24 protein-coding genes and 1 tRNA gene are annotated in these 24,863 nt (G+C 34.4%); 12 read left to right on the top strand and 13 right to left on the bottom strand.

The annotated features are described in order from the left end of the window. Window positions 1-172 precede the first annotated feature (172 nt). The gene (locus tag BZARG_RS06540) at window positions 173-760 is read right to left on the bottom strand and encodes a hypothetical protein (RefSeq protein ID WP_123766882.1); all 588 of its coding nucleotides are present in this window, start codon (window positions 758-760) and stop codon (window positions 173-175) included. Between the two features lie 180 nt (window positions 761-940). Here BZARG_RS06540 and BZARG_RS06535 point away from each other — a divergent pair, with 180 nt between their 5' ends. The 11 genes from BZARG_RS06535 (at window position 941) to BZARG_RS06480 (ending at window position 8,475) form a co-directional block, all read left to right on the top strand. Continuing rightward, window positions 941-1,522, top strand: a complete 582-nt coding sequence (locus tag BZARG_RS06535; protein WP_008636611.1) for an RNA polymerase sigma factor — start codon at window positions 941-943, stop codon at window positions 1,520-1,522. A 2-nt stretch (window positions 1,523-1,524) separates the two neighbouring features. Then, window positions 1,525-2,262, top strand: coding sequence for a tetratricopeptide repeat protein (locus tag BZARG_RS06530; RefSeq protein ID WP_008636667.1), 738 nt, complete (start codon window positions 1,525-1,527; stop codon window positions 2,260-2,262). 100 nt (window positions 2,263-2,362) lie between these two features. Further along, the gene (locus BZARG_RS06525) at window positions 2,363-3,130 is read left to right on the top strand and encodes a TatD family hydrolase (protein ID WP_040288088.1); all 768 of its coding nucleotides are present in this window, start codon (window positions 2,363-2,365) and stop codon (window positions 3,128-3,130) included. A gap of 1 nt (window position 3,131) precedes the next feature. Continuing rightward, window positions 3,132-4,163, top strand: a complete 1,032-nt coding sequence (locus BZARG_RS06520) for an asparaginase (protein WP_008636671.1) — start codon at window positions 3,132-3,134, stop codon at window positions 4,161-4,163. Window positions 4,164-4,234: 71 nt separating this feature from the next. Beyond that, window positions 4,235-4,322: transfer RNA gene (locus BZARG_RS06515), tRNA-Ser, on the top strand. Window positions 4,323-4,548: 226 nt separating this feature from the next. Next, entirely contained in the window at window positions 4,549-5,325 is a 777-nt protein-coding gene (locus BZARG_RS06510; protein ID WP_040288087.1) for a MotA/TolQ/ExbB proton channel family protein, read from the top strand. Between the two features lie 27 nt (window positions 5,326-5,352). After that, on the top strand, window positions 5,353-5,805 hold the full coding sequence (locus BZARG_RS06505; protein ID WP_008636672.1) for a hypothetical protein: 453 nt from the start codon (window positions 5,353-5,355) through the stop codon (window positions 5,803-5,805). 2 nt (window positions 5,806-5,807) lie between these two features. Continuing rightward, a complete protein-coding gene (locus BZARG_RS06500) occupies window positions 5,808-6,443 on the top strand; it encodes an ExbD/TolR family protein (RefSeq protein ID WP_008636572.1) in 636 nt (211 codons plus the stop codon). 18 nt (window positions 6,444-6,461) lie between these two features. Continuing rightward, on the top strand, window positions 6,462-6,941 hold the full coding sequence (locus tag BZARG_RS06495) for an ExbD/TolR family protein (RefSeq protein ID WP_008636734.1): 480 nt from the start codon (window positions 6,462-6,464) through the stop codon (window positions 6,939-6,941). A 92-nt stretch (window positions 6,942-7,033) separates the two neighbouring features. Further along, window positions 7,034-7,741, top strand: coding sequence for a porin family protein (locus BZARG_RS06490; RefSeq protein ID WP_040288086.1), 708 nt, complete (start codon window positions 7,034-7,036; stop codon window positions 7,739-7,741). A 449-nt stretch (window positions 7,742-8,190) separates the two neighbouring features. Then, entirely contained in the window at window positions 8,191-8,475 is a 285-nt protein-coding gene (locus BZARG_RS06480; RefSeq protein ID WP_008636773.1) for a DUF4952 domain-containing protein, read from the top strand. Window positions 8,476-8,558: 83 nt separating this feature from the next. Here the strand turns inward: BZARG_RS06480 and BZARG_RS06475 are convergent, their stop codons facing one another. From BZARG_RS06475 to polA, 12 genes are all read right to left on the bottom strand, one after another. After that, window positions 8,559-9,164: a hypothetical protein gene (locus BZARG_RS06475; protein WP_008636730.1), complete on the bottom strand. Its 606-nt coding sequence runs from the start codon at window positions 9,162-9,164 to the stop codon at window positions 8,559-8,561. Beyond that, window positions 9,164-10,624, bottom strand: coding sequence for an RNA polymerase factor sigma-54 (rpoN, locus tag BZARG_RS06470; RefSeq protein ID WP_008636732.1), 1,461 nt, complete (start codon window positions 10,622-10,624; stop codon window positions 9,164-9,166). Before rpoN ends, BZARG_RS06475 begins: the two co-directional genes overlap by 1 nt. A 163-nt stretch (window positions 10,625-10,787) precedes the next feature. Further along, window positions 10,788-12,221, bottom strand: coding sequence for an asparagine--tRNA ligase (gene asnS, locus BZARG_RS06465; RefSeq protein ID WP_040288084.1), 1,434 nt, complete (start codon window positions 12,219-12,221; stop codon window positions 10,788-10,790). Window positions 12,222-12,303: 82 nt separating this feature from the next. After that, window positions 12,304-14,730, bottom strand: a complete 2,427-nt coding sequence (locus tag BZARG_RS06460; protein ID WP_008636761.1) for an efflux RND transporter permease subunit — start codon at window positions 14,728-14,730, stop codon at window positions 12,304-12,306. Between the two features lie 59 nt (window positions 14,731-14,789). After that, window positions 14,790-16,067 (bottom strand): hypothetical protein, encoded by a 1,278-nt coding sequence (locus BZARG_RS06455; protein ID WP_008636744.1) that lies wholly within the window; start codon window positions 16,065-16,067, stop codon window positions 14,790-14,792. Window positions 16,068-16,125: 58 nt separating this feature from the next. Then, a complete protein-coding gene (frr, locus tag BZARG_RS06450; RefSeq protein ID WP_008636592.1) occupies window positions 16,126-16,683 on the bottom strand; it encodes a ribosome recycling factor in 558 nt (185 codons plus the stop codon). Between the two features lie 60 nt (window positions 16,684-16,743). Further along, window positions 16,744-17,451: a UMP kinase gene (gene pyrH, locus BZARG_RS06445; RefSeq protein ID WP_008636718.1), complete on the bottom strand. Its 708-nt coding sequence runs from the start codon at window positions 17,449-17,451 to the stop codon at window positions 16,744-16,746. Window positions 17,452-17,655: 204 nt separating this feature from the next. Continuing rightward, a complete protein-coding gene (gene tsf, locus BZARG_RS06440; RefSeq protein WP_008636651.1) occupies window positions 17,656-18,621 on the bottom strand; it encodes a translation elongation factor Ts in 966 nt (321 codons plus the stop codon). Window positions 18,622-18,722: 101 nt separating this feature from the next. Next, a complete protein-coding gene (rpsB, locus tag BZARG_RS06435; RefSeq protein WP_008636666.1) occupies window positions 18,723-19,496 on the bottom strand; it encodes a 30S ribosomal protein S2 in 774 nt (257 codons plus the stop codon). 196 nt (window positions 19,497-19,692) lie between these two features. Next, window positions 19,693-20,079 carry a 30S ribosomal protein S9 gene (rpsI, locus tag BZARG_RS06430; protein ID WP_008636760.1) on the bottom strand — a complete coding sequence of 129 codons (387 nt, stop codon included), beginning with the start codon at window positions 20,077-20,079 and terminating at the stop codon, window positions 19,693-19,695. After that, window positions 20,079-20,534: a 50S ribosomal protein L13 gene (gene rplM, locus BZARG_RS06425; RefSeq protein ID WP_008636707.1), complete on the bottom strand. Its 456-nt coding sequence runs from the start codon at window positions 20,532-20,534 to the stop codon at window positions 20,079-20,081. The genes rpsI and rplM overlap by 1 nt, the downstream gene beginning before the upstream one ends. 308 nt (window positions 20,535-20,842) lie before the next feature. After that, on the bottom strand, window positions 20,843-23,683 hold the full coding sequence (gene polA, locus BZARG_RS06420; RefSeq protein WP_008636746.1) for a DNA polymerase I: 2,841 nt from the start codon (window positions 23,681-23,683) through the stop codon (window positions 20,843-20,845). A gap of 214 nt (window positions 23,684-23,897) precedes the next feature. On the opposite strand from polA, the gene BZARG_RS06415 reads away from it, so the two are divergent. Continuing rightward, on the top strand, window positions 23,898-24,842 hold the full coding sequence (locus BZARG_RS06415) for an isoaspartyl peptidase/L-asparaginase family protein (protein WP_008636778.1): 945 nt from the start codon (window positions 23,898-23,900) through the stop codon (window positions 24,840-24,842). The last annotated feature ends 21 nt before the right edge of the window (window positions 24,843-24,863 follow it).

The raw sequence follows: 24,863 nt of genomic DNA, 5'->3' as shown, positions 1-24,863 counted from the left end.
ATATTTATAATATAAAAAGGACTTTCAAATTTATGAAAGGCGCTTTCTTAACTGCAATTAAATCCCAGTGCCCTTAAATTAATAGCTTAAAAAGGTTTTAATAATCATTTTTAAGCTACTTTTTGTCTTTGAAATATCTATATGAGCATATCGACTGCACTTATTTACGTTCTTAATTTACTTTGAAACCTAAAGGGATATAAGGTTGACCGAAATTTGGCACCGGACCACCAGCGCCATAAAAATCAGAACTTAAAAACTCAACATTTCCTTCTGTTATAGGATAGGGTACAGCTGTATAGTCAGATTTCCTTAATATTCTACCTATTGTTTCAGATAGCAATGTATTACCAAATATGGTTCGTTGTACTTTAATAATGTCTCCTGAATTTACTGCAAGAGGGGAAATGCTTTTATATTCCAATTGCGCTTGCGAGAAAGAAAGCGTGGCAGAGGTTTGCTGATTTGTAGTTTCATTATTTATTACAATTAAATAACTTCCGGTCCAAGTACTTGGGTTTTGATAGCCAACACTGCATATTTCGCCATTTGCATTTATTTTCATGCGATATTCATGCGTTTCTAAATCCATCATTTCAGGTAAATCATCATATCCATTTGCTGTGGTAAACAAATTTGTTATGGGTGTGCTGATATAGCTGTCATTGCAGACGTTATTTAAAGGGTCGTTGTCATCATCACAGGATGAAAATGTGAAAAAACTGATTGACAATAGAATTGCAAATATTTTAGTTTTCATAATAGGCGTTTTATAATTAATCATAATGTGTAATTTCAATTAATAAATTGTTCATTTAATGCGATTGCTTTTACTTGGATTGCATTTTACTTTGTGTTAACACCTTTACATCAAAAGCATTTGAAAATTGTTACCCGTATTAAGTGAAGTTTTTTTAAATTCGTTAAAAATTAACGGTTTATGAGCCAGAAGATAATTCATGAAGATCAGAAGTATATTGAAGGGTTGGTTCAAAACAACGCTTTCGTTATACAATCTATATATGATAAGTTTGCGCCAAAAGTTATTAATTATATCAAACAAAATAGTGGCAATGAAACCCAAGCTAAAGATGTGATTCAAGAAACAATAATCACCATATATAATCAAGCTACAGAAAAGGATTTAAAACTAACGTGTCCCTTTGATGCCTATTTCTTCTTACTCTGCAAGCGTAAATGGCTCAATCAATTAAAAAAAACTGGTAATAAAGAGGTAACAATTAACGAAGAGGTGTTATCTAAAGACGACGACGTACAAGAATTCGCTTTTGAAACCACTCTATTTGAACAACAACATGATTTGTTTACAGAAATGTTTCAAAAACTAGGTCAAGCTTGTAAAGATTTATTAAAAGCTACTTTTAAAATTAAATCGATGCAGGAGGTCGCCGAAAGTCTAGGGATTACTTATGCTTATGCTAGAAAAAAGAAATCTTTATGTATCGGCCAGCTTACTAAAATGGTTCAGGAGTCGCCACGTTATAATAACCTAAAACCGTAACCATGCAAAACCAAGATTACATTCTATTTGAAGATTACCTGTCCGGAAACCTGGATCCGGAAAGTGTTCAAGCTTTTCAAAACCGATTGGAAACAGATCTAGTTTTTAAAGAAGCGTTTCAAATATATAAGGATGCTTCGCAGTTTTTAGAGAATCATCTTAAAAATGCTGAACAAACTGAAGCTTTTAAAAGTCAGTTGGAAAAAGTGTCTTCTAATTACTTTAAAGATTCTGTTCAAGCAACATCCATAAAAAAACGCATCAATCCATGGTTTTATTCTATTGCTGCGGCAGCCGTATTGGTTATCGGTTTCTTTATTGGTCAGCAATTTTCGAATCCGGTATATAAGGATTATGCTAATTACGGAACCATTAGTTTAACGGTAAGAGGGAATCAAGATGCCATATTGCATAAAGCAGAAACGGCGTTTAATAATCACAATTATAAGGATGCGGAAACGTATTTTTCAGAATTATTAGAGTCCGATTCAACTAATATCGAATTTCAATTGTATAAAGCCGTGTCTTTAGTAGAGCTGAATCATTTTAATAAAGCAGAAACACTTTTTAATGAAATAATGGAAACGCCGTCCGTTTATAAAAACAAAGCGATGTGGTATTTAGCTTTAAGCAAACTGAAACAGAAAAATGAAGCGGCTTGCATTAGTATTTTGAAAAGGATTCCCGAAGATGCGGAAGATTATCAGCAAGCGCAAAAACTGTTGAATAAAATAGATTAAATACAGCTAAAGTGTTGAGGTTTTAAATGCTTTTCAGCTGAGTTTAAAATTATAAAGTAGAAAGTAATCACATTGGTGGTTACTTTTTTACTTTTGTAAAATGATAGTTACTGACACACATACCCATTTATATAGTGACGCGTTTGAGGAAGATAGAAAAGAGATGATGCAACGTGCTCTAAATGCCGGCGTATCGCGATTTTTTATTCCCGCAATCGATTCGTCCTATACCAAAGCCATGTTGCAATTGGAAACTGATTTTCCAGAACAAGTGTTTTTAATGACGGGATTACATCCTACCTCGGTAAAGGACAACTATAAAGAGGAGTTAGCGCATGTGGAAGATTTGCTTTCTAAACGAAGTTTTTATGCTATTGGCGAAATTGGAATCGATTTATATTGGGACACGTCTACGTTAGGGATTCAGAAAAATGCTTTTAGATATCAAATTCAATTAGCTAAAAAATACAAATTGCCTATCGTTATTCATTGTCGTGATGCTTTTAATGAGATATTTGAAGTTTTAGAAGAAGAGAAGTCAGACGATTTATTTGGAATATTCCATTGTTTCACAGGAACATTAGAGCAGGCCAAACAAGCTGTTTCTTATAATATGAAATTAGGTATTGGTGGTGTGGTGACTTTCAAAAACGGAAAAATAGATCAATTCCTTAATCAAATGGACTTAAAGCACATTGTTTTGGAGACCGATTCGCCTTATCTTGCCCCAAAACCTTTCCGTGGAAAACGTAATGAAAGTTCATACATTATAAAGGTGTTGGAAAAACTCTCTGAACTCTACGAGTTGCCAAAGGAAGATATTGCGAAAATAACGACTGAAAATTCAAAAGCCATTTTTAAAATTTAATATGGAAAACACGACTCCAAAAATCCTTTTACTATATACAGGTGGAACTATTGGTATGATAAAGAATGCTAATACGGGTGCTTTAAAGGCATTTGACTTTAGTAATTTATTAAAAAGTATTCCCGAATTAAAGCTTTTAGCCTGCCAGATTGAAACCATATCATTCGAAGAGCCTATAGATTCTTCCAATATGAGCCCAGAATATTGGGGGCAAATGGCCGAAATAATAGAGGCTAATTATGATAATTTTGATGGTTTTGTATTATTACATGGTAGTGATACTATGAGTTACACGGCTTCAGCTTTAAGTTTTATGCTGGAGAATTTAGCGAAACCGGTAATTTTAACGGGATCGCAGTTGCCAATTGGTGATTTGCGTACCGATGCCAAAGAAAATTTAATTACATCTATACAAATGGCGTCTTTGCAGGTGCGCAACCGTCCAGTAATTAGAGAAGTCGGTTTATATTTTGAATACAAATTATATAGAGGCAATAGAACTACGAAAATTAATGCCGAGCATTTTGAAGCCTTCGAAAGTTTAAATTATCCAAATTTAGCAGAGTCAGGTGTACATCTTATAGTTAATAAAGAAGCTTTGTTTGTGCCTAATGTTAGGAAGAAATTATTAGTTCATAAGGTTTTCGACACTAATATTGCTCTTATTAAGTTGTTTCCGGGTATTTCAAAAACTGTATTGGAAAGTATTTTACAAAACCCGCAAGTAAAAGGAGTCGTTTTAGAAACCTATGGTGCTGGGAATGCATCCACCGAAGATTGGTTTGTACAATTAATAGAAAACAGCATTAAAAAAGGTATTCAAATTATAAATGTTACGCAATGTTCGGGAGGAAGTGTCAATATGGGTCAATATGAAACCAGTTCGGAATTAAAATCGATTGGTGTTATTTCTGGAAAAGACATTACAACAGAAGCGGCTATAACGAAACTTATGTACCTTTTAGGAGAGAATATTTCCAAAAAAACCTTCAAAACAGTATTTGAAACTGCTTTAAGAGGAGAAATGGCATAAAATTAACTCACAAAGCTTTCACCTTTTAAAGATTTTTCGTTATTTGGCTGCTTGTAAGGAAAACTTAATACAGAGAGGTGGCCGAGTGGTCGAAGGCGCACGCCTGGAAAGTGTGTATACCTCAAAAGGGTATCGAGGGTTCGAATCCCTTTCTCTCTGCAATAGTCCTTTATTTATATTGGGTTGTAATTCATGAAGTTGGCGCGTTTAAAAGATGCTAATTTTATAAGCCATCTAAATATTTTTAAATTCTATTGTTATTGTAAAATGTTTTAAATGAAGTACATGTAAAAAACTCATTTAACTCTACAGTAATTTTAATTTTTTAATTACATTTTTTTTATATCTTTAACACTTTAACTAATAAAATTAAGAACAAGAACAAATGAAAAGATTATTTTCTATCCTAGCCATCATGTGTTTTGTGGCATTCGGAACAGCTAACGCAACTACAAGTGCAATTACAAGTGCAAACGCAGTTGTTACTTCAATTCAAGACGATGTCGCAGATGAAACTGCAGCAGAAGAGTCATTAGGATTTCACCAGGAATTAAAAAAACGATTCATAGAAGGTGGTCCAGGTTTTATGGGAATTGTATTATTATGTTTAATTCTAGGTTTAGCAATTGCTATTGAAAGAATTATTTATTTAAACCTTTCTTCAACCAACACTAAAAAATTAACTCAAGACGTAGAAGACGCATTACAATCAGGTGGTGTTGAAGCTGCAAAGGAAGTTTGTAGAAATACAAAAGGACCTGTTGCCTCCATATTCTATCAAGGATTAGATAGAACGGATGAAGGTATTGAAGCTGCTGAAAAAGCTGTTATTGCTTATGGTGGTGTTCAAATGGGACAATTAGAAAAAAATGTATCTTGGATTTCATTATTTATCGCATTGGCTCCTATGTTAGGATTCATGGGTACAGTAATTGGTATGATTCAAGCATTTGATAAAATTCAAGCTGCTGGTGATATGCAACCGTCTTTAGTTGCGGGTGGTATTAAAGTAGCCCTTTTAACAACCGTATTTGGTTTAATTGTTGCTATTATACTTCAAGTTTTTTACAATTACATCATCGCTAAAATTGACAGTATTGTTAATGATATGGAAGATGCATCCATTACACTGATGGATTTATTGATTAGACACAAGAAGTAATAATTAACAGCAATAATTTTTTAAATTATGAAATTACACAAAATATTAAAAATATTGGCGGGAATTCTGGGACTTATTGGTGTCGTATTCTTGGCAATGATAATATCTGAAGGTGATGAGGCGATAAAGTCTGCAGCAATGGATGGTGATACTTCTATTGTAGATCCTTTAGCATATGTAGCATACGCTATTATGTTAATAGCGGTTGTTTCTGTAGTTATTTTCGTACTGATTAACTTATTTACGAACACATCAACGCTTAAAAACACCTTGATTAGTGTAGGTGTATTTGCAGCCGTTTTAGTAGTTGCTTATTTACTAACAGGTGGTGATGGAAACAGTTATTTCTATAACGGCGTTCCTTCAACTCCAGGTGAGTCGCATTTAGTAGGAGCGGGCTTAATGGCTTTTTATCTGCTTATAGGCGCAGCTGCGATAATTATGTTGTTATCGGGCGTTAAAAAACTAACGAATAAATAATTATGGCAAAAAGAGCAGCACCGGAAGTTAATGCAGGCTCCATGGCCGACATTGCTTTCTTACTATTGATTTTCTTCTTGGTAACAACTACCATCGAAATAGACTCTGGTCTAAACCGAAAGTTGCCGCCAATTGAAGAAACGGAACCACCGATTATTAAGGAAAGAAATATTTTTCAACTAACTGTTAACGGAAATAACGAGTTGCTTTTAAAAGCAGCCGGAAGTGATGGTGATTTGATAAAGCTTAAAGATTTGCGTAAAGCTGCTGTTACCTTTTTGGATAATGGTGGTGGAAAGGGAGAAGATGCGTGTGCTTCTTGTAAAGGAGCCCGTAATCCAAAATCTTCTGACAATTTCCAGAAAGCTATTATTTCTTTACAGAATGATAGAGGTACAAGTTATGAAACCTATATAGCCGTTCAGAACGAGATTATTGCAGCCTATAACGTGTTGCGTAATCGTGAGTTTGAGCAAAGATATGGTAGTCTAGGTGTTAACTATGTTGAAGCAGATATAGAGTATAATGATGCGAGAACATCTCCTGCTAGAAAAGCACAATTAAAAGACAAAATTGAAGAAATTAAACTTTTAATTCCGCAGAAGTTTTCGGAAGCAGAACCAAAAAAGTCTAACTAGATAAACCGTAACATATTTATGTCTAAATTTAAAAAGAAAAAAGGAGGCGAAATGCCAGCAGTAAATACAGCATCATTACCTGATATTGTATTCATGTTGTTATTCTTCTTTATGGTTGCTACGGTTATGCGTAAGGATACATTAAAAATTCAAAATAGCTTACCAGCCGCGGATCAAGTTGAAAAGTTGGCTAAACGTAACTTATTAATGTATATTTATGCAGGTAAGCCTAGTAGCGCTTATAAACAATTTGGATCTGAAGCACGTATTCAGTTAAACGATAAGTTTGCCGATGTTTCAGAAATACCAGCTTTTATAGCAGCAGAGCGTGCTGATAAACGTGAAGAGGAAATTCCTTTTTTAACCACTGTTTTAAGCGTTGATAAAGAAACTAACATGGGTCTTGTATCTGATGTTAAACAGAAATTGCGTGAAGTAAACGCTCTTAAAATAAACTACAAGACACGTAAAGGGGATGCCCTAGATGGTCTTAAGTAAGAATTAATTCTTAATTTTATAATTAAAGGCGTTTTGAGAAATCTAAACGCCTTTTTTTTGTACTTTAAACCTAATATTATTTTAATTAATTCATGAGAAATTACCTGATACTTATAGTGTTCTTCGCCTCACTGCAAATAGCGTCTGCTCAAGTAGAAGAAGCCAAAGACTCTATCGTTAAAGAGTTGGATAATAAATATAGAGAGGATCAGTTCTATGTATCAATTACCTATAATTTATTGGGAGATAAGCCTGAAGGTGTTTCTCAAAGTGGTTTTTCAAGTGGATTTCATTTGGGGTTTATTCGCGATTTCCCTATAAATAAGCGCCGTAATATTGCCTTTGGTGTTGGATTAGGCCTTTCTTCTAACTCCTTTAATCATAACTTCTTAATTTCTAAAGATTCTGATGGAGAATTTAATTATTCGGTTTTAGATAAAAGTGAAGTCAATTATAGTAAAAACAAGTTTGCAACCTATATGGTGGAAGTGCCATTGCAACTTCGTTGGCGGACATCGACAGCCGAGGAGGGTAAGTTCTGGCGTATTTATGCGGGTGTAAATGTTGGATATGTACTTTTTAACTCATCCAAATTTAGAGGTGATTTAGGGACCATCAAACACAGTAAAATAGACTCTTTTAATGATTTGCAATATGGACTAACCATGAGTGCTGGTTTTAATACTTGGAATGTTTATGTTTATTATGGCTTGAATTCTATCATGAGTAATGCACGTATAGATTCTGAATCTGTAGATATGAATGCGCTTAAAGTTGGTTTGATTTTTTATATATTATAATGCTGGTTTGGAATTTAAAAAATTCAAACTACCAGGAAAGAAAGTCAAATTAAAGTTTTTATGGATTAGAATGTTATTAGTGGTTCTCTTAATATCATGCACGACACCTTTATTCGCTAATTTTACAGGAATGCTGGATAGCGAGGTCTGCTCTTTTTCCAAGGAAAGTAGCTCTGTTTCTTTGAATGCTCTTAATCTAGTATATAATACTGCTAACAATAAGACTCTCCTAAATCCCAAATTAAACACATCGAAAGCGATCAAATTAGAAAGATTTCTAATTTAGAAGTTTATGAAATGGACTTTGTGCAAAAAACTATATTATAAACTTGTAGTAGTGATTTTCTATTTGGTGATTTATGGAATGAAATCGGATGGGATGGAGTTTCTTAATTGTAAAGTCATAGAAAACAGTCAAATTAAAGTAATAGCATTGTATAGAGTACCTGTTGTATAGAGTACCTGCCCATAGATCTATAGAAATTGAAGCGTTTTTAATTGAAACTTATGGAATGGGGTCTTTAAAATGGGCTTGCTGCGGATGGGATTCTGCTGGGGTCTATGGCGATTTTGGTTTTCCTGCCTTGACTGAAATTGATCGCGATTTAAGCGGTTTTATAACCATGTTTGCTTCTGGTGAAATTATCGATCCTATTACAAATGATGTAAGGCTGGAATTGGATAGAAGTAAAATCGATTATTTTTATATTAGAATAGACTTGATGATTATTTAATAACGTAATTATAGCTTTCAAGTTCTAATTTATTGTTGGCACTGGTCTAATACTAATGTTAGGATATTCAATTTTATTGAATTCTACAACCAATAATTTACTAAAATTAACTGCGGCATTAAGCCTATAAAAAAACCAATAATTAATTCTGGATAGGTGTGAGCTTTTAAGTGCAATCTAGATGTAGCAATAGCGCCCATTAGCACGGCCATTATTGCTAAACTACCATTAATATTTATGCTAAAATGAATACTTAAAGCTAAGAAGAACATAAAAACGCCTGATACCGCCATCATGTGAATACTGACTTTAAACTTTAATACAGCTAACAAAAAACAGCTTAAAGTGGATATTAATATGCCTAAGAAAAAGAAGTACAACTCGATGATTTCATTAATCGGTAATACCCGAATAATAATTAGTAGTACGATAATAGCATTTAAAATGAGCGGAAAAATACGCTCTTTGGTCGATTTTAAATATATGGAAGATGTTGATCCTATAGATTTTAGTAAAAAGTAGAGTAGAATAGGTAGGAGGATAGTTAGGATAAACAAGGAAACCAATTTCGCTTGAATAATATCCATCGGTAAGAACCTTGGCGATTTTGAAAAATAGAAAATCACGCCAATTAAAGGCATCATAATTGGATGAAAAATAAACGAAATACTTTTTAATATAAAATTCATTAGATCTTCTTTCGTAATCTAGCCACAGAAATATCTAATTGCTCGCGGTATTTAGCAACCGTACGTCTGGCAATTGGGTACCCTTTTTCCTTTAAAATTTTTGCTAAAGCATCATCGGTTAATGGCTTACGCTTGTTTTCTTCTTCAATAACCGTTTCTAATATTTTTTTAATTTCACGGGTAGATACTTCTTCACCTTGATCGTTAGTCATGGATTCGGAAAAGAATTCTTTGATTAATTTCGTCCCATAAGGCGTATCAACATATTTACTATTGGCAACGCGCGATACTGTAGAAACATCCATATCAATTTCGTCTGCGATATCTTTTAAAATCATCGGTCGTAATTTGCGCTCATCACCCGTTAAGAAGTATTCTTTCTGGTAATGCATAATCGCACTCATGGTGACAAATAAAGTCTGCTGGCGCTGTCTAATAGCTTCTATAAACCATTTGGCAGCATCTAATTTCTGTTTTATAAACTGAACCGCATCTTTTTGTGCTTTCGATTTTTCTTTGCTTTCTTTATAACCTTTCATCATATTGCTGTATTCTCGGGATACATGCAATTCTGGCGCATTACGCCCATTAAGCGTAAGTTCCAATTCGCTATCAACAATATGAATAGCAAAATCGGGAACCACGTGCTCTACAATACGATTACTCCCAGCATAAGATCCACCAGGTTTCGGGTTTAAATGTTCGATAACATGAATTGCGTCTTTTAATTGCATTTCCGTTATATCGAATTTTTGAATGAGCTTTTTGTAGTGCTTTTTAGTAAATTGTTCAAAAGCATTGTCAATAATGTCGATAGCCAATTCCACATCTGGGTTTTTAGCTTTTCTATGGAGCTGAATACTCAGGCATTCTTGCAAGTTACGAGCGCCAACACCAGCAGGGTCTAATTGATGTACGATTTGTAAAACACCCTCAATTTTATCTACAGTTGTATATACGTTTTGTGTGAAAGCTAAATCGTCCGTAATATCAATCAATTCCCGACGTATATAACCACTTTCATCTACGCTTCCAACCAGAAATTCTGCTATTTCACGTTGTTCTTCATTTAAAGTAAAGGTATTTAATTGACTTTTTAAATACTGTGTAAACGACGTCCCAGCCGCATAAGGCATTGTTTTTTCTTCATCATCTGCGCTATAGTTATTAGCTTGGGTCCGATAGTCTGGAATTTCATCATCACTTAAATACTCATCAACATTAATATCTTCGGTGTCGATGGTATCGTTATCTTCATATTCATCCTGACTATTATCAAAATCGTCTTCATATTCATCCTCTAAAGATTCTTTACCGCTTTCAAGTGCTGGATTTTCTTCCAATTCTTGTTTTAAACGTTGTTCAAAAGCTTGCGTAGGCAATTGTATCAATTTCATTAATTGAATTTGCTGCGGTGATAGCTTTTGTGAGAGCTTAAATTGTAAAAACTGCTTGAGCATGATTATAGTTTCGGTTTTTATAAAAATAAAAAAAACAATCTACATTTAATAATTAACGCAGATTGTTTTATGAAATTTTTGAGTTTTGCGACTCCTTTTCAAACTAAAACGAAAGTTTCAATGAAATAAAGGCTGCGCTTTATTTTGAATGCTGTTTTAATTATTAAAAGTCAGCATTTTGAGGTGTTCTTGGAAATGGAATGACATCGCGAATATTACCCATTCCTGTAGCAAACATAACTAAACGTTCAAAACCTAATCCAAAACCAGAATGTACAGCGGTTCCGTATTTACGTAAATCTAAATACCACCATAATTCTTCCTCATCAATATTTAAAGCCTTCATTTTTGCTTTTAAAACGTCTAAACGTTCCTCACGTTGTGACCCGCCAACCATTTCACCAATTCCTGGGAATAAGATATCCATGGCGCGAACGGTTTTACCATCTTCATTTAAACGCATATAGAATGCTTTAATGTCTGCTGGGTAATCAAATAAAATCACAGGACATTTAAAATGTTTTTCAACTAGAAAGCGTTCGTGCTCACTTTGTAAATCAGCACCCCATTCTTCAATTATATAGTTGAATTTCTTTTTCTTGTTTGGCTTAGAATTCTTTAAAATATCAATAGCTTCGGTATAGCTTACACGTTTAAAATTATTATCGACAACAAATTTAATTTTCTCAATAAGCGACATGTCTGATCGCTCGGCCTGTGGTTTGGTTTTCTCTTCATCTAAAAGACGCTTTTCTAAAAACTCTAAATCCTCTTGGTTGTGTTCTAAAATATAACTTAATACAGATTTCATAAAAGCTTCGGCTAAATCCATATTACCGGCTAAATCCATGAAGGCTACTTCTGGCTCAATCATCCAAAACTCGGCTAAATGTCGTGAAGTATTCGAGTTTTCAGCTCTAAAAGTCGGTCCGAAGGTGTAAACTTTACCTAAAGACATGGCATAAGCTTCCGCTTCCAATTGTCCAGAAACGGTTAAATTGGTTTCTTTTCCGAAGAAATCTTTAGAGTAATCAACATTACCATCTTCTTTTAATGGTGGGTTTTTTGGATCTAATCCGGTTACGCGAAACATTTCGCCAGCACCTTCCGCATCACTACCAGTAATTATTGGCGTGTGCATATAATAGAAACCATTTTCATTAAAATACTTATGAATAGCGAACGATAAAGAGGAACGCAAACGCATTACAGCACTAAACGTGTTAGTTCTGGTACGTAAATGTGCGTTTTCTCTTAAAAATTCGAATGAATGTTTTTTAGGTTGAATTGGGTAGTTTTCCGGATCGGAATCTCCTAAAATTTCAATCTTGCTAACTTGAATTTCAAAATTCTGACCTTGACCTTGACTTTCGGTTAATTCGCCAGTAATAGAAACAGCAGCACCAGTTGTAATACGTTTTAAGGTAGCATCATCGGTTTCTTCAAAATTAACTACACATTGTATATTATTTAAAGTTGAACCATCATTTAAGGCTATAAAACGTTTAGAACGAAAACTTCTCACCCATCCTTTTATAGTTACTTCTTGAAGGGCGTTTTCTTTTTTTAATAATTCAGCGACAGTATGCATTTTCATTGTTATAAAAAATTAGAGTGTACAAAGATAATGGTTTCACAAATCAAAAATCAAATAGAATATTTGAAAATGATTATGCTATTTATTTCGATTCAACAATGTCTATTTCATCATCATCATCATCATCATCATCATCATCATTTGGTATAATATTAATACTGGGTTCTTTTAAATCTTCTTTATTGGCAATACTGCGTTCCAATGATAATAATAAGGAAGGCAATAATAGTAAATTTGATAACATGGCAAATAATAAGGTTGCCGATACTAATGCACCCAAAGCTACTGTACCGCCAAAGCTTGAAATGGTAAATACAGAAAACCCGAAAAATAACACAATGGATGTGTAAAACATACTCACGCCGGCCTCGCGTAAAGCCGCATAAACAGATTTTTTAATTTTCCAATTATTAGCCTGTAGTTCCTGCCTGTATTTTGCCAAAAAGTGAATGGTATCATCTACTGAAATACCAAAAGCAATACTAAACACTAAAATGGTAGAGGGTTTTATAGGAACACCTAAATAACCCATTAATCCAGCAGTAATAACTAGTGGCAATAGGTTTGGGATTAATGAAACAATAATCATTTTAAAGGATCGAAACATATAGGCCATTAATAATGAAATAAGTAAAATGGCTAATGATAAGGAAATGGCTAAATTTTTAACCAAATACTTGGTTCCTTTAAGAAAAACCAGTGCTTTTCCTGTAACAGTTACCTCATATTGTTCTTTAGGAAAGGTTTTATTTATTTCATTTTCAAGATTTTCCTCAATACGCTCCATTTTATCGGTACCAATATCCTTCATAAATGTCGTGATACGGGCGTATTGTCCAGTACTATCCACAAAACTCTTTAATAAATCGACATTAGATGATGAGTTTTTAATGTAAGAAGAAATAAATAGGTTTTCCTGACTTGTGGGTAATTGATAATATTCAGGAATACCATTTGTATAGGCTTGTTTGGCATATTTTGCCAAGCCAACTATAGAAACAGGTTTGGATAATTCGGGAGTTTCAATGATAAGCTGCTCTAACTTATCCATACGTTTCAAAGTTGTTAATTTGGTAGCGCCTTTTTTACGTTTCGTATCTACTAGAATTTCTAATGGCATAATACCATTAAACTCTTCTTCGAAAAAACGGATATCATCGAAGAATCCAGCTTCTTTAGACATATCTTCAATTAGACTCCCAGAAATTTTAATCTGGTAAATTCCAATAATACTCGTAATCAATACAATAATTGCTGTAATATAGATGGTAATGCGTCTTTCTTTTACCATGCGCTCCATCCAATCGACAAAACCACCAATCCAACGTTTGTTTAAATGTTCTAGGTGTCGATCCTTTGGATGTGGCAGAAACGTGTAAATAATAGGGATAATAAGTACGCATAGAATAAAAATTGCTAGAATACTTAAGGAGGCCACAATACCAAACTCTACTAGTAATGTACTTTGAGTTAAGATGAATGTTCCGAATCCGGCAGCGGTAGTTAAATTAGTTAATAATGTAGCATTTCCAACTTTGGTAATAACACGTTGTAACGATCGTACTTTATTGCCATGAAGCTTAACTTCCAGCTGATATTTATTAATTAAGAAGATGCAATTCGGAATTCCGATAACAATTATAAGAGGCGGAATTAACGCGGTTAATACCGTGATTTCGTAGTTGAGTAGACCAATAATACCAAAAGTCCACATAACGCCTAAACACACAACTAGCATGGATATGAGCGTGGCTCTAATGGATCTAAAAAACAGAAAGAATATAAATGAAGTAACTAAAAGAGCGCCGGCAATAAAAACACCAATTTCATCAACGATATTTTGAGCATTTAAAGTACGTACATACGGCATACCAGAAACACGAACGTCCATTTCGGTAGCTTTTTCAAACTCTTCAATTTTAGGAATTAAAACATCGAAAACGAAGTCCTTTCTAGCGGCTGTGTTTACAATAGATTTTTTCATGTAAATAGCCGAACGAATAGTCTTACTTTCTTTATTAAACAAAACATTGTCATAAAACGGATATTGATTAAATAACTCGTCTTGTAATTTGTCCAATTGCGCCATGGAAGCTATAGAATCTTTAATAAAAGGTTCTAAAACGAAGCGCTCATTTTCGGTGTCTTTAACTAGTTTTTGTAAGTCTTTTATGGAAATAACGCCATCAACGGCTTCATAACCTTTAAAGCTATCTGCCAGGTTATTCCAGGCATTCATTTTTTCTACAGTAAATAATGTAGAATCCTTAATACCCATGACAATGAGGTTGCCTTCTTCACCGAAAATATCTAGGAAATTTTGATAGGTTACATTTACTTCATGATCGTCGGGAAGTAAATTGGCTTCGGTATAGGTAAAGCGCATATTTTTCCACTGTAAACTAAAAAAGATGGTTACAGCTAAAACACCTAGAAGAATGACTATTTTGTTTCGCAAAATAATTCGCGCTACAACATCCCAAAAACTTTTTGTAAATAATTTAGACATAGGCTATTTAAAACAGGCGCAAAGGTAGGAAAAAGCAATCTATTACGGCTGCTATTGACTTATAATGTAAGGTTAAATGTGAATTTCAGTGCAATATTGTCCTCAAAATTAGGTAAATGATATCCACCATATCGATAAGTGCCACTAAAGCCAAAACCAAAAATAAGTTTGTTAATTTCAAAACCAGACTCCGTATAACCTTTGTTTAAAGTCCCGAAAGTAATACCTTGGTGCTTATCTATATTGCTCATATTGCCAATAGCGAAACGAGAAATTAAAACAAGTTGGGGTTTAAAACGGTTGGTAAAATTGAAAGGTTTAAAATAATGACGGAATTGAACAGTTGTAAGTCTATCAGAAAAGAATTCGTTAAAATACATAGTTTCAAAACTTTCAATACCAGCCACAGAAAAACGACTTCTAATAGTAATTTTATTGATGTTGTTAGGATATGCGTGATACAAATGCGATAAGGGAGTATTACCATCTGCAAATCCAGAAGTTAACACAAATCGCGTAAAAGATTCGGGTTGATAACGTATTTCGTAAATGGTACGAAAATCTAATTTTGTAAAATTAAATTCACTCTTAAAAATACCGCTTGCAGCTTGTGTTAATTGTACCGAGAATTTCGGGAAACCTATGGAGGTTTCCTTCAGTCGGTTTTTTATGAGCTTATACTCACTAAATGGATTAAACTGTAATGATAAGATGGCTGTGCTTAAATTGAATTCGGAGTAAGATTTGCCATTATTGATATATTGATAATTATAGGTTGGATTAATATTACTCGTTGCTAATTGGAGTTCCGATAGAATTTTTGGCGCAATAACATGCTCAATAGCTATAGATTGTTTTATGTATTTATAGAATAAATCAATATTTAATAAACGGGGCTCAAAAAAACTAAAAAAGCGTTTATCGGTTAAGAAATTTGAACTTCCAGCTTCTTGCAAATCATCTGTATAGGCAAGATGCAACCAAGTTTTCCCACTTTCTACAAGTCGCGCGCTTCCGCTAACTCCAAATTTGAACTTGTCATCTCGAAAGCCATAAGCTACATAGCTGCGTACACGATATTTTTCGGAAAATCCATCATTAGTTACACCGCCAAAACCGGTTCGGAAACCTTCATATTGGTTGTATTTTATAAAATATCGTAAGTCAATATCAAAATACTTGGTAGGGAAATAACCATTACCAAGATTTTTTAATAAATCTTTTTTTATTAGCGTGTCTTGTTGAACTTCAACGGAATCTTTTGACGCAATATGTGTTTGGGACTGCATACGCAAAACAAAGAGAATACATAAAGCAGTTACAAAATATTTCCCCATTAATTATTAGTATGTGAGTACCATTTTAAAAGCGATGATTAGATGTCGCTTCTTAAATTTACACAGTCATTATTTCTTTATCTTTAGTTTCGTAAATAGCATCAATTTTGGTAACGTAAATATCGGTCATTTTCTGAATGTCAACTTCTGCACCTTTTTGAAGATCTTCGGAGGCGTCATCAAGTTTTTTAATATCGTTGTTAGCATCTTTTCTAGCGCTTCTGATACTTACTTTGGCATCTTCGATTTCTGATTTTGCTTGCTTCGATAAATTAATCCGGCGTTCCTCTGTTAAAGGGGGTACATTTATAATAATGAGATCACCATTATTCATAGGATTGAAACCAAGATTCGCGTGCATGATACCACGCTCAATTTCTTGAAGCATATTTTTTTCCCAAGGCTGAACGGTTATCGTTCTACCATCTGGTGTGTTTACATTAGCTACTTGACTTAACGGCGTTTGTGATCCGTAATAATCTACCATTACGCTACCAAGCATGGCAGGACTAGCCTTTCCAGCTCTAATGTTAGCTAATTGTTTTTCTAGATGCCTAATTCCGGCTTCCATAGATTCCTTCGCCGAGTCTAATATAAATTGTATGTCCTCATTCATTTTTAAAGAATTTTATATGTTTTAAGCTCGTTGTAAATCAAGCCAAAAGTAAAAGTAATGTTATAAATTAACTTTTGTTCCAATATTTTCGCCTGAAACGACTTTCAAAAGATTTCCTCTTTTATTCATATCAAAAACAATAATCGGTAATTCGTTTTCTTGACTCAAGGTGAAAGCGGTGGTATCCATCACTTTTAAACCTTTACGTAATACATCATCAAAAGAAATATGATCAAACTTTATAGCGCTCGAATCTTTCTCAGGATCGGCCGTATAAATACCATCAACACGTGTTCCTTTTAAAATAACATCCGCTTCAATTTCAATTGCTCTTAAAACGGCTGCCGAATCTGTAGTAAAATACGGATTTCCAGTTCCCCCTCCAAAAATTACAACACGTCCTTTTTCTAAATGGCGCATGGCTTTTCTGCGAATAAACGGTTCTGCAACTTCTTCAATATGAATAGCCGTTTGCAAACGGGTTTGTACGTCAGCATTTTCCAAAGCGCTCTGTAGTGCTAAACCGTTAATAACCGTTGCTAACATGCCCATATGGTCGCCTTGAACACGATCCATACCGTTGCTTGCACCGGCTACACCTCTAAAAATATTACCACCGCCAATAACTATGGCAACTTGAATACCTAAATCTGCAATTTCCTTTATGTCATTGGCGTATTCTGCAAGACGAACAGGGTCAATCCCATATTGTCTGGTACCCATTAATGCTTCGCCTGATAATTTTAAAAGAATTCTTTTGTATTTCATGTGTTGTTTTAATGAAAGTCATTTCGGCATATGCTGAAATGAAGGGTTGTGCAAAGCTACATAATTTTTTTATTTTTTGAATTTTTATAAAATGACATTTTATAAATAAAAAAACCACGATATGGTTAAGAATATCGTGGTTTTGATTTATAAATTTTTGCTACTAAATTCGCAAAAAAAACTGGTGAGTTTTAGAGGTTTTAATTAACCTACAGAAACACGTTTAAAGTTTGTAATAGTAACATCACCATATGTTTCAACATATTTTGCTACTGTTTTCTTTTCATCTTTAATAAAATTCTGATCTAACAAACATTTCTCTTGATCTAAAGATGTGTTATCAGAAATAAAACGCTCCATTTTACCTGGAAGGATTTTATCCCAAATTTTTTCTGGTTTACCTTCAGCAGTTAATTCAGCTTTTGCGTCTTCTTCAGCTTTGGCTAAAACTTCTGGAGATAGTTGTGCCATTGAGATGAATTCCGGTACGTTTTTAGGTGTTTTACCCATACGCTCACGCTCAATATTTTCTTTTTCAATAACAGCAATACGCGCTTCGGTTTCAGCAGCAATAAAAGCTGAATCGAAATCTTTGTAAGATAATGATGTTGCTCCCATAGAAGCTACTTGCATTGAAACATCTTTTACTAAAGTTTCTGCATTGTCTACTTTTTGAGAAAGACCAACTAAAGCAGCAATTTTATTGATGTGAACATACTGTCCAACAAATGGTGCTTCTAATCTTTCAAAACCAGTAATATCTAGTTTTTCACCTATAACACCTGTTTGCTCAATTAGTTTATCAGCAACGCTCATTCCTTTAAAATCGGCAGCTAAAAATTCTTCTTTTGTAGTGTAGTTTATGGCTACGTTAGCTAACGCATTAGCAAGCGCTAAAAAGTCATCGTTTTTTCCTACGAAATCAGTTTCACAACCTAAAACGATAGCAACACCTACAGTGTTGTCGTCGTTAATTTTAGCAACTGCAGCACCTTCAGAAGAATCTCTGTCGGCTCTTTTTTCTGCTACTTTCTGACCTTTTTTACGTAAAACGTCAATTGCGTTATCAAAATTGCCTTCAGCTTCTACTAAAGCTTTTTTGCAGTCCATCATACCTGCACCTGTGGCTTGTCTTAATTTATTTACTTCTGCGGCTGTTATTTTTACCATAGCTTGAAAATGTATTTTTTAAATTTAAAAAAGTCGTTTAACGTGTTTTCAAAGAGGAAACGGTATCAAACGACTTTTCTAGTATTGTGTTACTTAACTATTTATTCTTCTTCGTCCTTTACAACTTCTTTTTTAGCTGCCTTTTTCTCTTTTGGAGCATCTTTTTCAGCTTTTGGAGCATCTTTTTCAGTTTGACGTTCAGCTAAACCACCAGAAATAGCGTTAGTTACGTGAGTTAACACTTTGTCAATTGATTTAGAAGCATCATCATTTGAAGGGATGACATAATCAACCTGACGTGGGTCAGAGTTGGTATCAACCATAGCAAAAATAGGAATGTTTAATTTTTGAGCTTCTGCAATTGCAATGTGTTCACGCTTAATATCCACTATAAATAGTGCAGCTGGCAAACGTGTCATGTCTGTAATAGAACCTAAGTTCTTTTCTAATTTAGCACGTTGACGATCTACTTGTAAACGTTCTTTTTTAGATAAAGAATTAAAAGTACCATCCTTCTTCATTCTATCAATAGTAGCCATTTTCTTAACAGCTTTTCTAATCGTAATAAAGTTGGTTAACATTCCACCTGGCCATCTTTCTGTGATGAAAGGCATGTTGATAGATGCTGCTTTTTCAGCAACAATATCTTTAGCTTGCTTTTTAGTAGCTACAAATAAAATCTTACGACCTGAAGCTGCAATTTTGCTTAATGCTTCGCCCGCTTCTTCTATTTTAGCTGCTGTTTTGTAAAGGTTAATAATATGGATACCATTACGCTCCATATATACATAAGGGGCCATGTTTGGATCCCACTTACGTGTTAGGTGACCAAAGTGTACACCTGCTTCAAGTAATTCTTTTACTTCTACTGCCATTTTGTAATAGTTTACGTTCTGTTGAATTAGCAATGATTTAGTGGTCTTTTTATTGAAAAAATCGCCTAAACCATTTAGATGCTAAACTAAATCCTGCTTTTACACTAGGACAACAATAACTGAGTTATTTTTTGATTTGAAAAACATTTCGACTGCGCTTAATGTGACACAGATAATGTAATTCGATACTATAATATTAACGTTTAGAGAATTGGAATTTCTTACGCGCTTTCTTCTGACCGAATTTCTTACGCTCCACCATTCTTGGATCTCTAGTTAATAAGCCTTCTGGCTTTAATGTTAATCTGTTTTCAGGATCTATTTCGCACATAATACGAGAAATTCCTAAACGGATTGCTTCAGCTTGACCTGTTATGCCACCTCCATATACATTTACTGTAATATCAAAGTTGCCGTCATTGTTAGTCATAACTAAAGGTTGGTTTACTTTGTACTGCAAAGTTGCAGACGGAAAATAAACAGCCATGTCTTTTTTATTAATTGTAATCTTACCAGTTCCCTGCGCAAGATAAACACGAGCAACAGCCGTCTTTCTACGGCCAATTTTGTGAATTACTTCCATTACTTGAATTCGTTTAAGTTAATTGTTTTTGGCTTTTGAGCAGCATATTTGTGCTCAGAACCTACAACAACGTTAAGGTTACGGAATAGTTCGGCACCTAATTTGTTTTTAGGTAACATTCCTTTTACTGATTTTTCTACTATTCTTGCTGGATCTTTTCCAAACAATTCACTAGCAGTTAAACTTCTTTGTCCACCTGGATACCCTGTGTGACGGATGTATGTTTTTTCCGTCCACTTGTTACCTGACAAGTTGATTTTTTCCGAATTGATAACAATAACGTTATCACCGCAATCAACATGTGGTGTGAAGTTAGGCTTATGTTTTCCTCTTAAAAGTTTTGCAACTTTAGAGCATAAACGGCCCAATGTTTGACCTTCAGCGTCAACTAAAACCCACTCTTTATTAACAGTAGCTTTGTTGGCTGAAATCGTTTTGTAGCTTAATGTGTCCACACTTATTAATTTTTTCTAATTAAACATTCCTCTCTTTAAAAGAGTTTGCAAATTTACGATTATATATTTGATAACCAAACACTGTCCTGAGTTATTTTGATAACTTTGTTTATATCTTTTTAGAAATTTATAGAATCGTAATACCCTTGATTTATTTTTTTACATATAATATATGGTTTTCTAAGATTATATTTGAAGGACTGAAGTTTATTATCACTCCTACATTATTAGATAGTAGTCAATAAGTTGATGCCTTTGCGTAAGTATGTTTATTCCTTAAAACTCGGACCTCAAACTTCAGATCTATATTAATGCGCCTCCAACCAATTATCACCAATATCCATATCTACATCCAAAGGAACAGTCAACGTAAAAGCACTTTCCATTTCTGTTTTTACCATTTTTTTGATTTCTTCTAATTCGGGTTTGTAAACATCAAAAACCAATTCATCATGCACTTGTAAAAGCATTTTAGTTTTATAATTGCCTTCATTTAATTTATTAAAAATACTAATCATAGCAATCTTAATAATATCGGCTGCACTTCCTTGAATTGGAGCGTTTACTGCATTTCGTTCTGCGCCACCACGAACTATAGCATTTCTGGAATTAATATCTTTTAAATAACGACGACGCCCTAAAACAGTTTGTACGTAACCATTATCTCGTGCAAAATCGACCTGCTTTCCAATATAGCTTTTCAGTTTTGGGTAGGTTTCATAATAGGTTTCTATAAGCTCTTTAGACTCGCTTCGACTTAAATCCGTTTGATTGCTTAAGCCAAAAGCTGAAACACCATATATAATTCCAAAATTCACCGTTTTGGCGTTGCTTCTTTGTTCGCGAGTAACTTCATCCAACGGCACATTAAAAACTTTAGAAGCTGTAGACGCGTGAATATCTTCGCCGTTTTTAAAGGCTTCAATCATTGTTTCTTCTTCACTTAAAGCAGCAATAATACGTAGTTCTATCTGACTGTAATCCGCAGCCAATAAAGTGTAGTCGGAATTGCGTGGTATAAAAGCTTTTCGTACTTGACGGCCGCGCTCTGTGCGAATAGGTATGTTTTGTAAATTAGGATTATTACTACTTAAACGACCTGTTGCCGCAACGGTTTGCATATAGTCAGTATGGACGCGGTCTGTAGCTGGTTCCACTTGTAATGGTAAAGCGTCCACATATGTGCTTTTCAATTTTGCCAAACCACGATATTCTAAAATGTTCTGAATAATCTCATGGTCTTTAGCTAAGTAACTTAAAATATCTTCACCTGTCGCATATTGACCAGTCTTTGTTTTTTTAGGTTTATCAACTAACTTTAATTTTTCGAAAAGTATAATCCCTAATTGTTTTGGCGAAGCAATATTGAATTCTTCATCCGCTTCGGCGTATATTTTTTTCTCTAAATCGGCAATATCTTTGTTGAGTTGATCCGCTAGTGAATTTAAAAAGTCCGTATCTAAATTAATACCTTCCAATTCCATAGCTGCCAAAACGCGTAGTAATGGAATTTCTATTTCATCAAATAGTTTTTGTGTGTTGGCTGCACCAAGCTCATTTTGAAAATGCTCTTTCAGTTGCCATGTAATATCAGCATCTTCAACGGCGTATTCCGTTTGGATTTCTAATGAAACATCACGCATGTTTTTCTGATTTTTGCCTTTTTTGCCAATCAGTGCTTCTATCGAAGTAGGTGTATAGTTCAAATACGTTTCAGCTAAAATATCCATATTATGACGCATATCTGGATTAATTAGATAATGAGCTAACATGGTATCAAATAATTTACCTTTTACGGTAATGTTATATTTGGCAAGTACTTTTATGTCATATTTTAAATTCTGTCCGACTTTCTCAATGGTTTCACTTTCAAAAAACGGACGTAAAATTTCAATTAATTCTTGAGCGTCTTCCTTTTTTTCTGGAAATGGCAGATAAAATCCTTTACCAACCTCCCATGAAAAAGCAATACCAACTAATTCTGCTGTTAAGGAATTTAATCCAGTAGTTTCCGTATCAAAACAAACTGATTTTTGATTCATCAAGTTTGTAATGAATAGTTTGGTAGCCATTCCTGGAGCGATACTTTGATAAAAATGTGATGTTGTTTCTGCTGTTTGCCTAGAGAATTCCGTTGGACTTGGTGATTCAGTAGTATCGTCTCCCGAAGCACCAAATAATGAAAATTGGCCTGCGCCGGCTGAATCTGTTGCCTTTGGTTTGTCGTTTGTTTTGGACGTTTCAATTGCTGCCGTTTCTGCTTCGGTTGCAAAAGTTTTTACAAAATTATCAATTAAGCGTCGGAATTCTAACTCTTGGAAAATCTCGGTGACTTTTGGAATATCAGGTTGTTCCATTTCAAAATCCTTCGCATTAAATTCCACAGGAACATCTAGCATAATGGTCGCTAGCTTTTTTGAAAGAATTCCTAACTCTTTGGAAGCTTCTATTTTCTCTTTCATCTTGCCTTTCAGCTCATGAGTGTTTTCTAATAAACCCTCCATACTACCATAGGCTTTAATGAACTTTTTAGCAGTTTTTTCACCTACTCCTGGTAAACCTGGAATGTTGTCGGACGCATCGCCCATCATTCCTAAAAAGTCAATTACTTGCTCTGGTCGTTCTACTTCGAATTTTTTCTGAACTTCAGGAATACCCCAAACTTCATAACCGCCACCAAAAGATTTTGGGCGGTACATAAATATGTTTTCAGAAACTAATTGGGCAAAATCCTTATCTGGAGTCACCATAAAGGTTTGATAACCTTCTTTTTCAGCTTGTTTTGCAAGCGTTCCAATAACATCATCGGCCTCAAAACCTTCTTTAACCATAATTGGAATATGCATGGCTTTAAGGATTTCAAGTATATATGGAACAGCGACTTTAATACCTTCAGGCGTTTCATCACGATTGGCTTTGTATTCTTCAAACATTTCTACGCGATCCGCACTACCGCCTTTATCAAAACAAACGGCTAAATGATCCGGTCTTTCGCGCTTAATAACATCTAAAAGCGAATTCATAAAACCCATGATGGCAGAAGTATCGGTGCCTTTTGAATTAATTCGTGGGTTTTTTATAAAAGCATAATAACCACGGAAAATAAGTGCGTAAGCATCAACTAAAAAAAGACGTTTTTTATCAGACATGTTTAAGTTTTAAAATGAAAAAAGAGTGTCGCTTTGAGCGCATTTCAAAGGTTTTCTATAGGGTAAAAATATATACAGAAGCTCCCGTTGTTGCGCTAAAATAGAGACGCATCAAATCTACAAAAACTTATGCTTTTTTGTATGACATTTGATTTTCTATTTGTAATTTCCCAATCTATAATGCCGAATTAAGATAACTATTAAAATTAGACAGATGAATAGATTTTCAATAGCCATACACGGTGGCGCCGGAACCTTGGTAAAAGGTATGATGACGCCCGAATTAGAATTGCAATACAAGCAAGCTTTAAAAACGGCGTTACATTCAGGGTATTCCATATTGGAATCCGGTGGAACAGCCGTAGACGCAGTTCAGGAAGCAGTTATGCTTTTGGAAAACTCACATTTGTTTAACGCTGGAAAAGGGAGTGTTTTTACTGCCGAAGAAACCCATGAAATGGATGCATGCATTATGGATGGTAAAACTCTAAATGCTGGAGCGGTAAGTTTAATTTCAGGAATTAAAAACCCCATTAGTCTGGCAAAAGATGTCATGGAAAAAAGCGATCATGTGTTTTTGGCTGGCGAAGGCGCTATGCGTTTTGCCAAAGAATTAAATTATAAATTTGAAGATGCGATCTATTTTTATGATGAATTTCGACATAAACAATGGTTAGAAATTAAAGATACCGACAGTTTTCAATTAGATCATGCTAAAAAGAAGGATTCAAAATTTGGAACCGTTGGTGCCGTGGCTTGCGATAAAAACGGAAATATTGCTGCAGCAACATCTACAGGTGGAATGACTAATAAAAAGTGGGGTCGTGTGGGTGATAGCCCGATGGTTGGCGCAGGAAATTATGCAAACAATAAAACATGTGCGATTTCATGCACCGGAAGTGGTGAGTTTTTTATTCGAGGCGTTGTGGCTTATGATGTGGCTTGTTTAATGGAGCATAAAAACATGAGTTTGCAAGACGCTTCAAGCGAAGTTATAAACAAACGCATTCTTGAGCTTGGCGGCGATGGCGGTTTAGTAGCGGTAGATGCCAAAGGTAATATTGCAATGCCTTTTAATACGGAAGGGATGTATCGCGCTTATAAATCATCTGTCGCGACTGACGAATACGGGCTTGAAGAGATTTCTATTTATAAATAAAAATCCCTTTGAAGAAAGGGA

This window comes from Bizionia argentinensis JUB59 (genome assembly GCF_000224335.1).
Lineage (GTDB): Bacteria > Bacteroidota > Bacteroidia > Flavobacteriales > Flavobacteriaceae > Algorimicrobium > Algorimicrobium argentinense.
Note: the sequence above shows the minus strand (reverse complement) of the source record. Positions and strands in the feature narration are given on the sequence as shown.

What these genes read in the sequence shown, in the direction of transcription:
- BZARG_RS06540 (WP_123766882.1), bottom strand. Translation starts at nt 760, where the DNA reads ATGAAAACTAAAATATTTGCAATTCTATTGTCAATCAGTTTTTTCACA.
- BZARG_RS06535 (WP_008636611.1), top strand. Translation starts at nt 941, where the DNA reads ATGAGCCAGAAGATAATTCATGAAGATCAGAAGTATATTGAAGGGTTG.
- BZARG_RS06530 (WP_008636667.1), top strand. Translation starts at nt 1,525, where the DNA reads ATGCAAAACCAAGATTACATTCTATTTGAAGATTACCTGTCCGGAAAC.
- BZARG_RS06525 (WP_040288088.1), top strand. Translation starts at nt 2,363, where the DNA reads ATGATAGTTACTGACACACATACCCATTTATATAGTGACGCGTTTGAG.
- BZARG_RS06520 (WP_008636671.1), top strand. Translation starts at nt 3,132, where the DNA reads ATGGAAAACACGACTCCAAAAATCCTTTTACTATATACAGGTGGAACT.
- BZARG_RS06510 (WP_040288087.1), top strand. Translation starts at nt 4,549, where the DNA reads ATGAAAAGATTATTTTCTATCCTAGCCATCATGTGTTTTGTGGCATTC.
- BZARG_RS06505 (WP_008636672.1), top strand. Translation starts at nt 5,353, where the DNA reads ATGAAATTACACAAAATATTAAAAATATTGGCGGGAATTCTGGGACTT.
- BZARG_RS06500 (WP_008636572.1), top strand. Translation starts at nt 5,808, where the DNA reads ATGGCAAAAAGAGCAGCACCGGAAGTTAATGCAGGCTCCATGGCCGAC.
- BZARG_RS06495 (WP_008636734.1), top strand. Translation starts at nt 6,462, where the DNA reads ATGTCTAAATTTAAAAAGAAAAAAGGAGGCGAAATGCCAGCAGTAAAT.
- BZARG_RS06490 (WP_040288086.1), top strand. Translation starts at nt 7,034, where the DNA reads ATGAGAAATTACCTGATACTTATAGTGTTCTTCGCCTCACTGCAAATA.
- BZARG_RS06475 (WP_008636730.1), bottom strand. Translation starts at nt 9,164, where the DNA reads ATGAATTTTATATTAAAAAGTATTTCGTTTATTTTTCATCCAATTATG.
- rpoN (WP_008636732.1), bottom strand. Translation starts at nt 10,624, where the DNA reads ATGCTCAAGCAGTTTTTACAATTTAAGCTCTCACAAAAGCTATCACCG.
- asnS (WP_040288084.1), bottom strand. Translation starts at nt 12,221, where the DNA reads ATGAAAATGCATACTGTCGCTGAATTATTAAAAAAAGAAAACGCCCTT.
- BZARG_RS06460 (WP_008636761.1), bottom strand. Translation starts at nt 14,730, where the DNA reads ATGTCTAAATTATTTACAAAAAGTTTTTGGGATGTTGTAGCGCGAATT.
- BZARG_RS06455 (WP_008636744.1), bottom strand. Translation starts at nt 16,067, where the DNA reads ATGGGGAAATATTTTGTAACTGCTTTATGTATTCTCTTTGTTTTGCGT.
- frr (WP_008636592.1), bottom strand. Translation starts at nt 16,683, where the DNA reads ATGAATGAGGACATACAATTTATATTAGACTCGGCGAAGGAATCTATG.
- pyrH (WP_008636718.1), bottom strand. Translation starts at nt 17,451, where the DNA reads ATGAAATACAAAAGAATTCTTTTAAAATTATCAGGCGAAGCATTAATG.
- tsf (WP_008636651.1), bottom strand. Translation starts at nt 18,621, where the DNA reads ATGGTAAAAATAACAGCCGCAGAAGTAAATAAATTAAGACAAGCCACA.
- rpsB (WP_008636666.1), bottom strand. Translation starts at nt 19,496, where the DNA reads ATGGCAGTAGAAGTAAAAGAATTACTTGAAGCAGGTGTACACTTTGGT.
- rpsI (WP_008636760.1), bottom strand. Translation starts at nt 20,079, where the DNA reads ATGGAAGTAATTCACAAAATTGGCCGTAGAAAGACGGCTGTTGCTCGT.
- polA (WP_008636746.1), bottom strand. Translation starts at nt 23,683, where the DNA reads ATGTCTGATAAAAAACGTCTTTTTTTAGTTGATGCTTACGCACTTATT.
- BZARG_RS06415 (WP_008636778.1), top strand. Translation starts at nt 23,898, where the DNA reads ATGAATAGATTTTCAATAGCCATACACGGTGGCGCCGGAACCTTGGTA.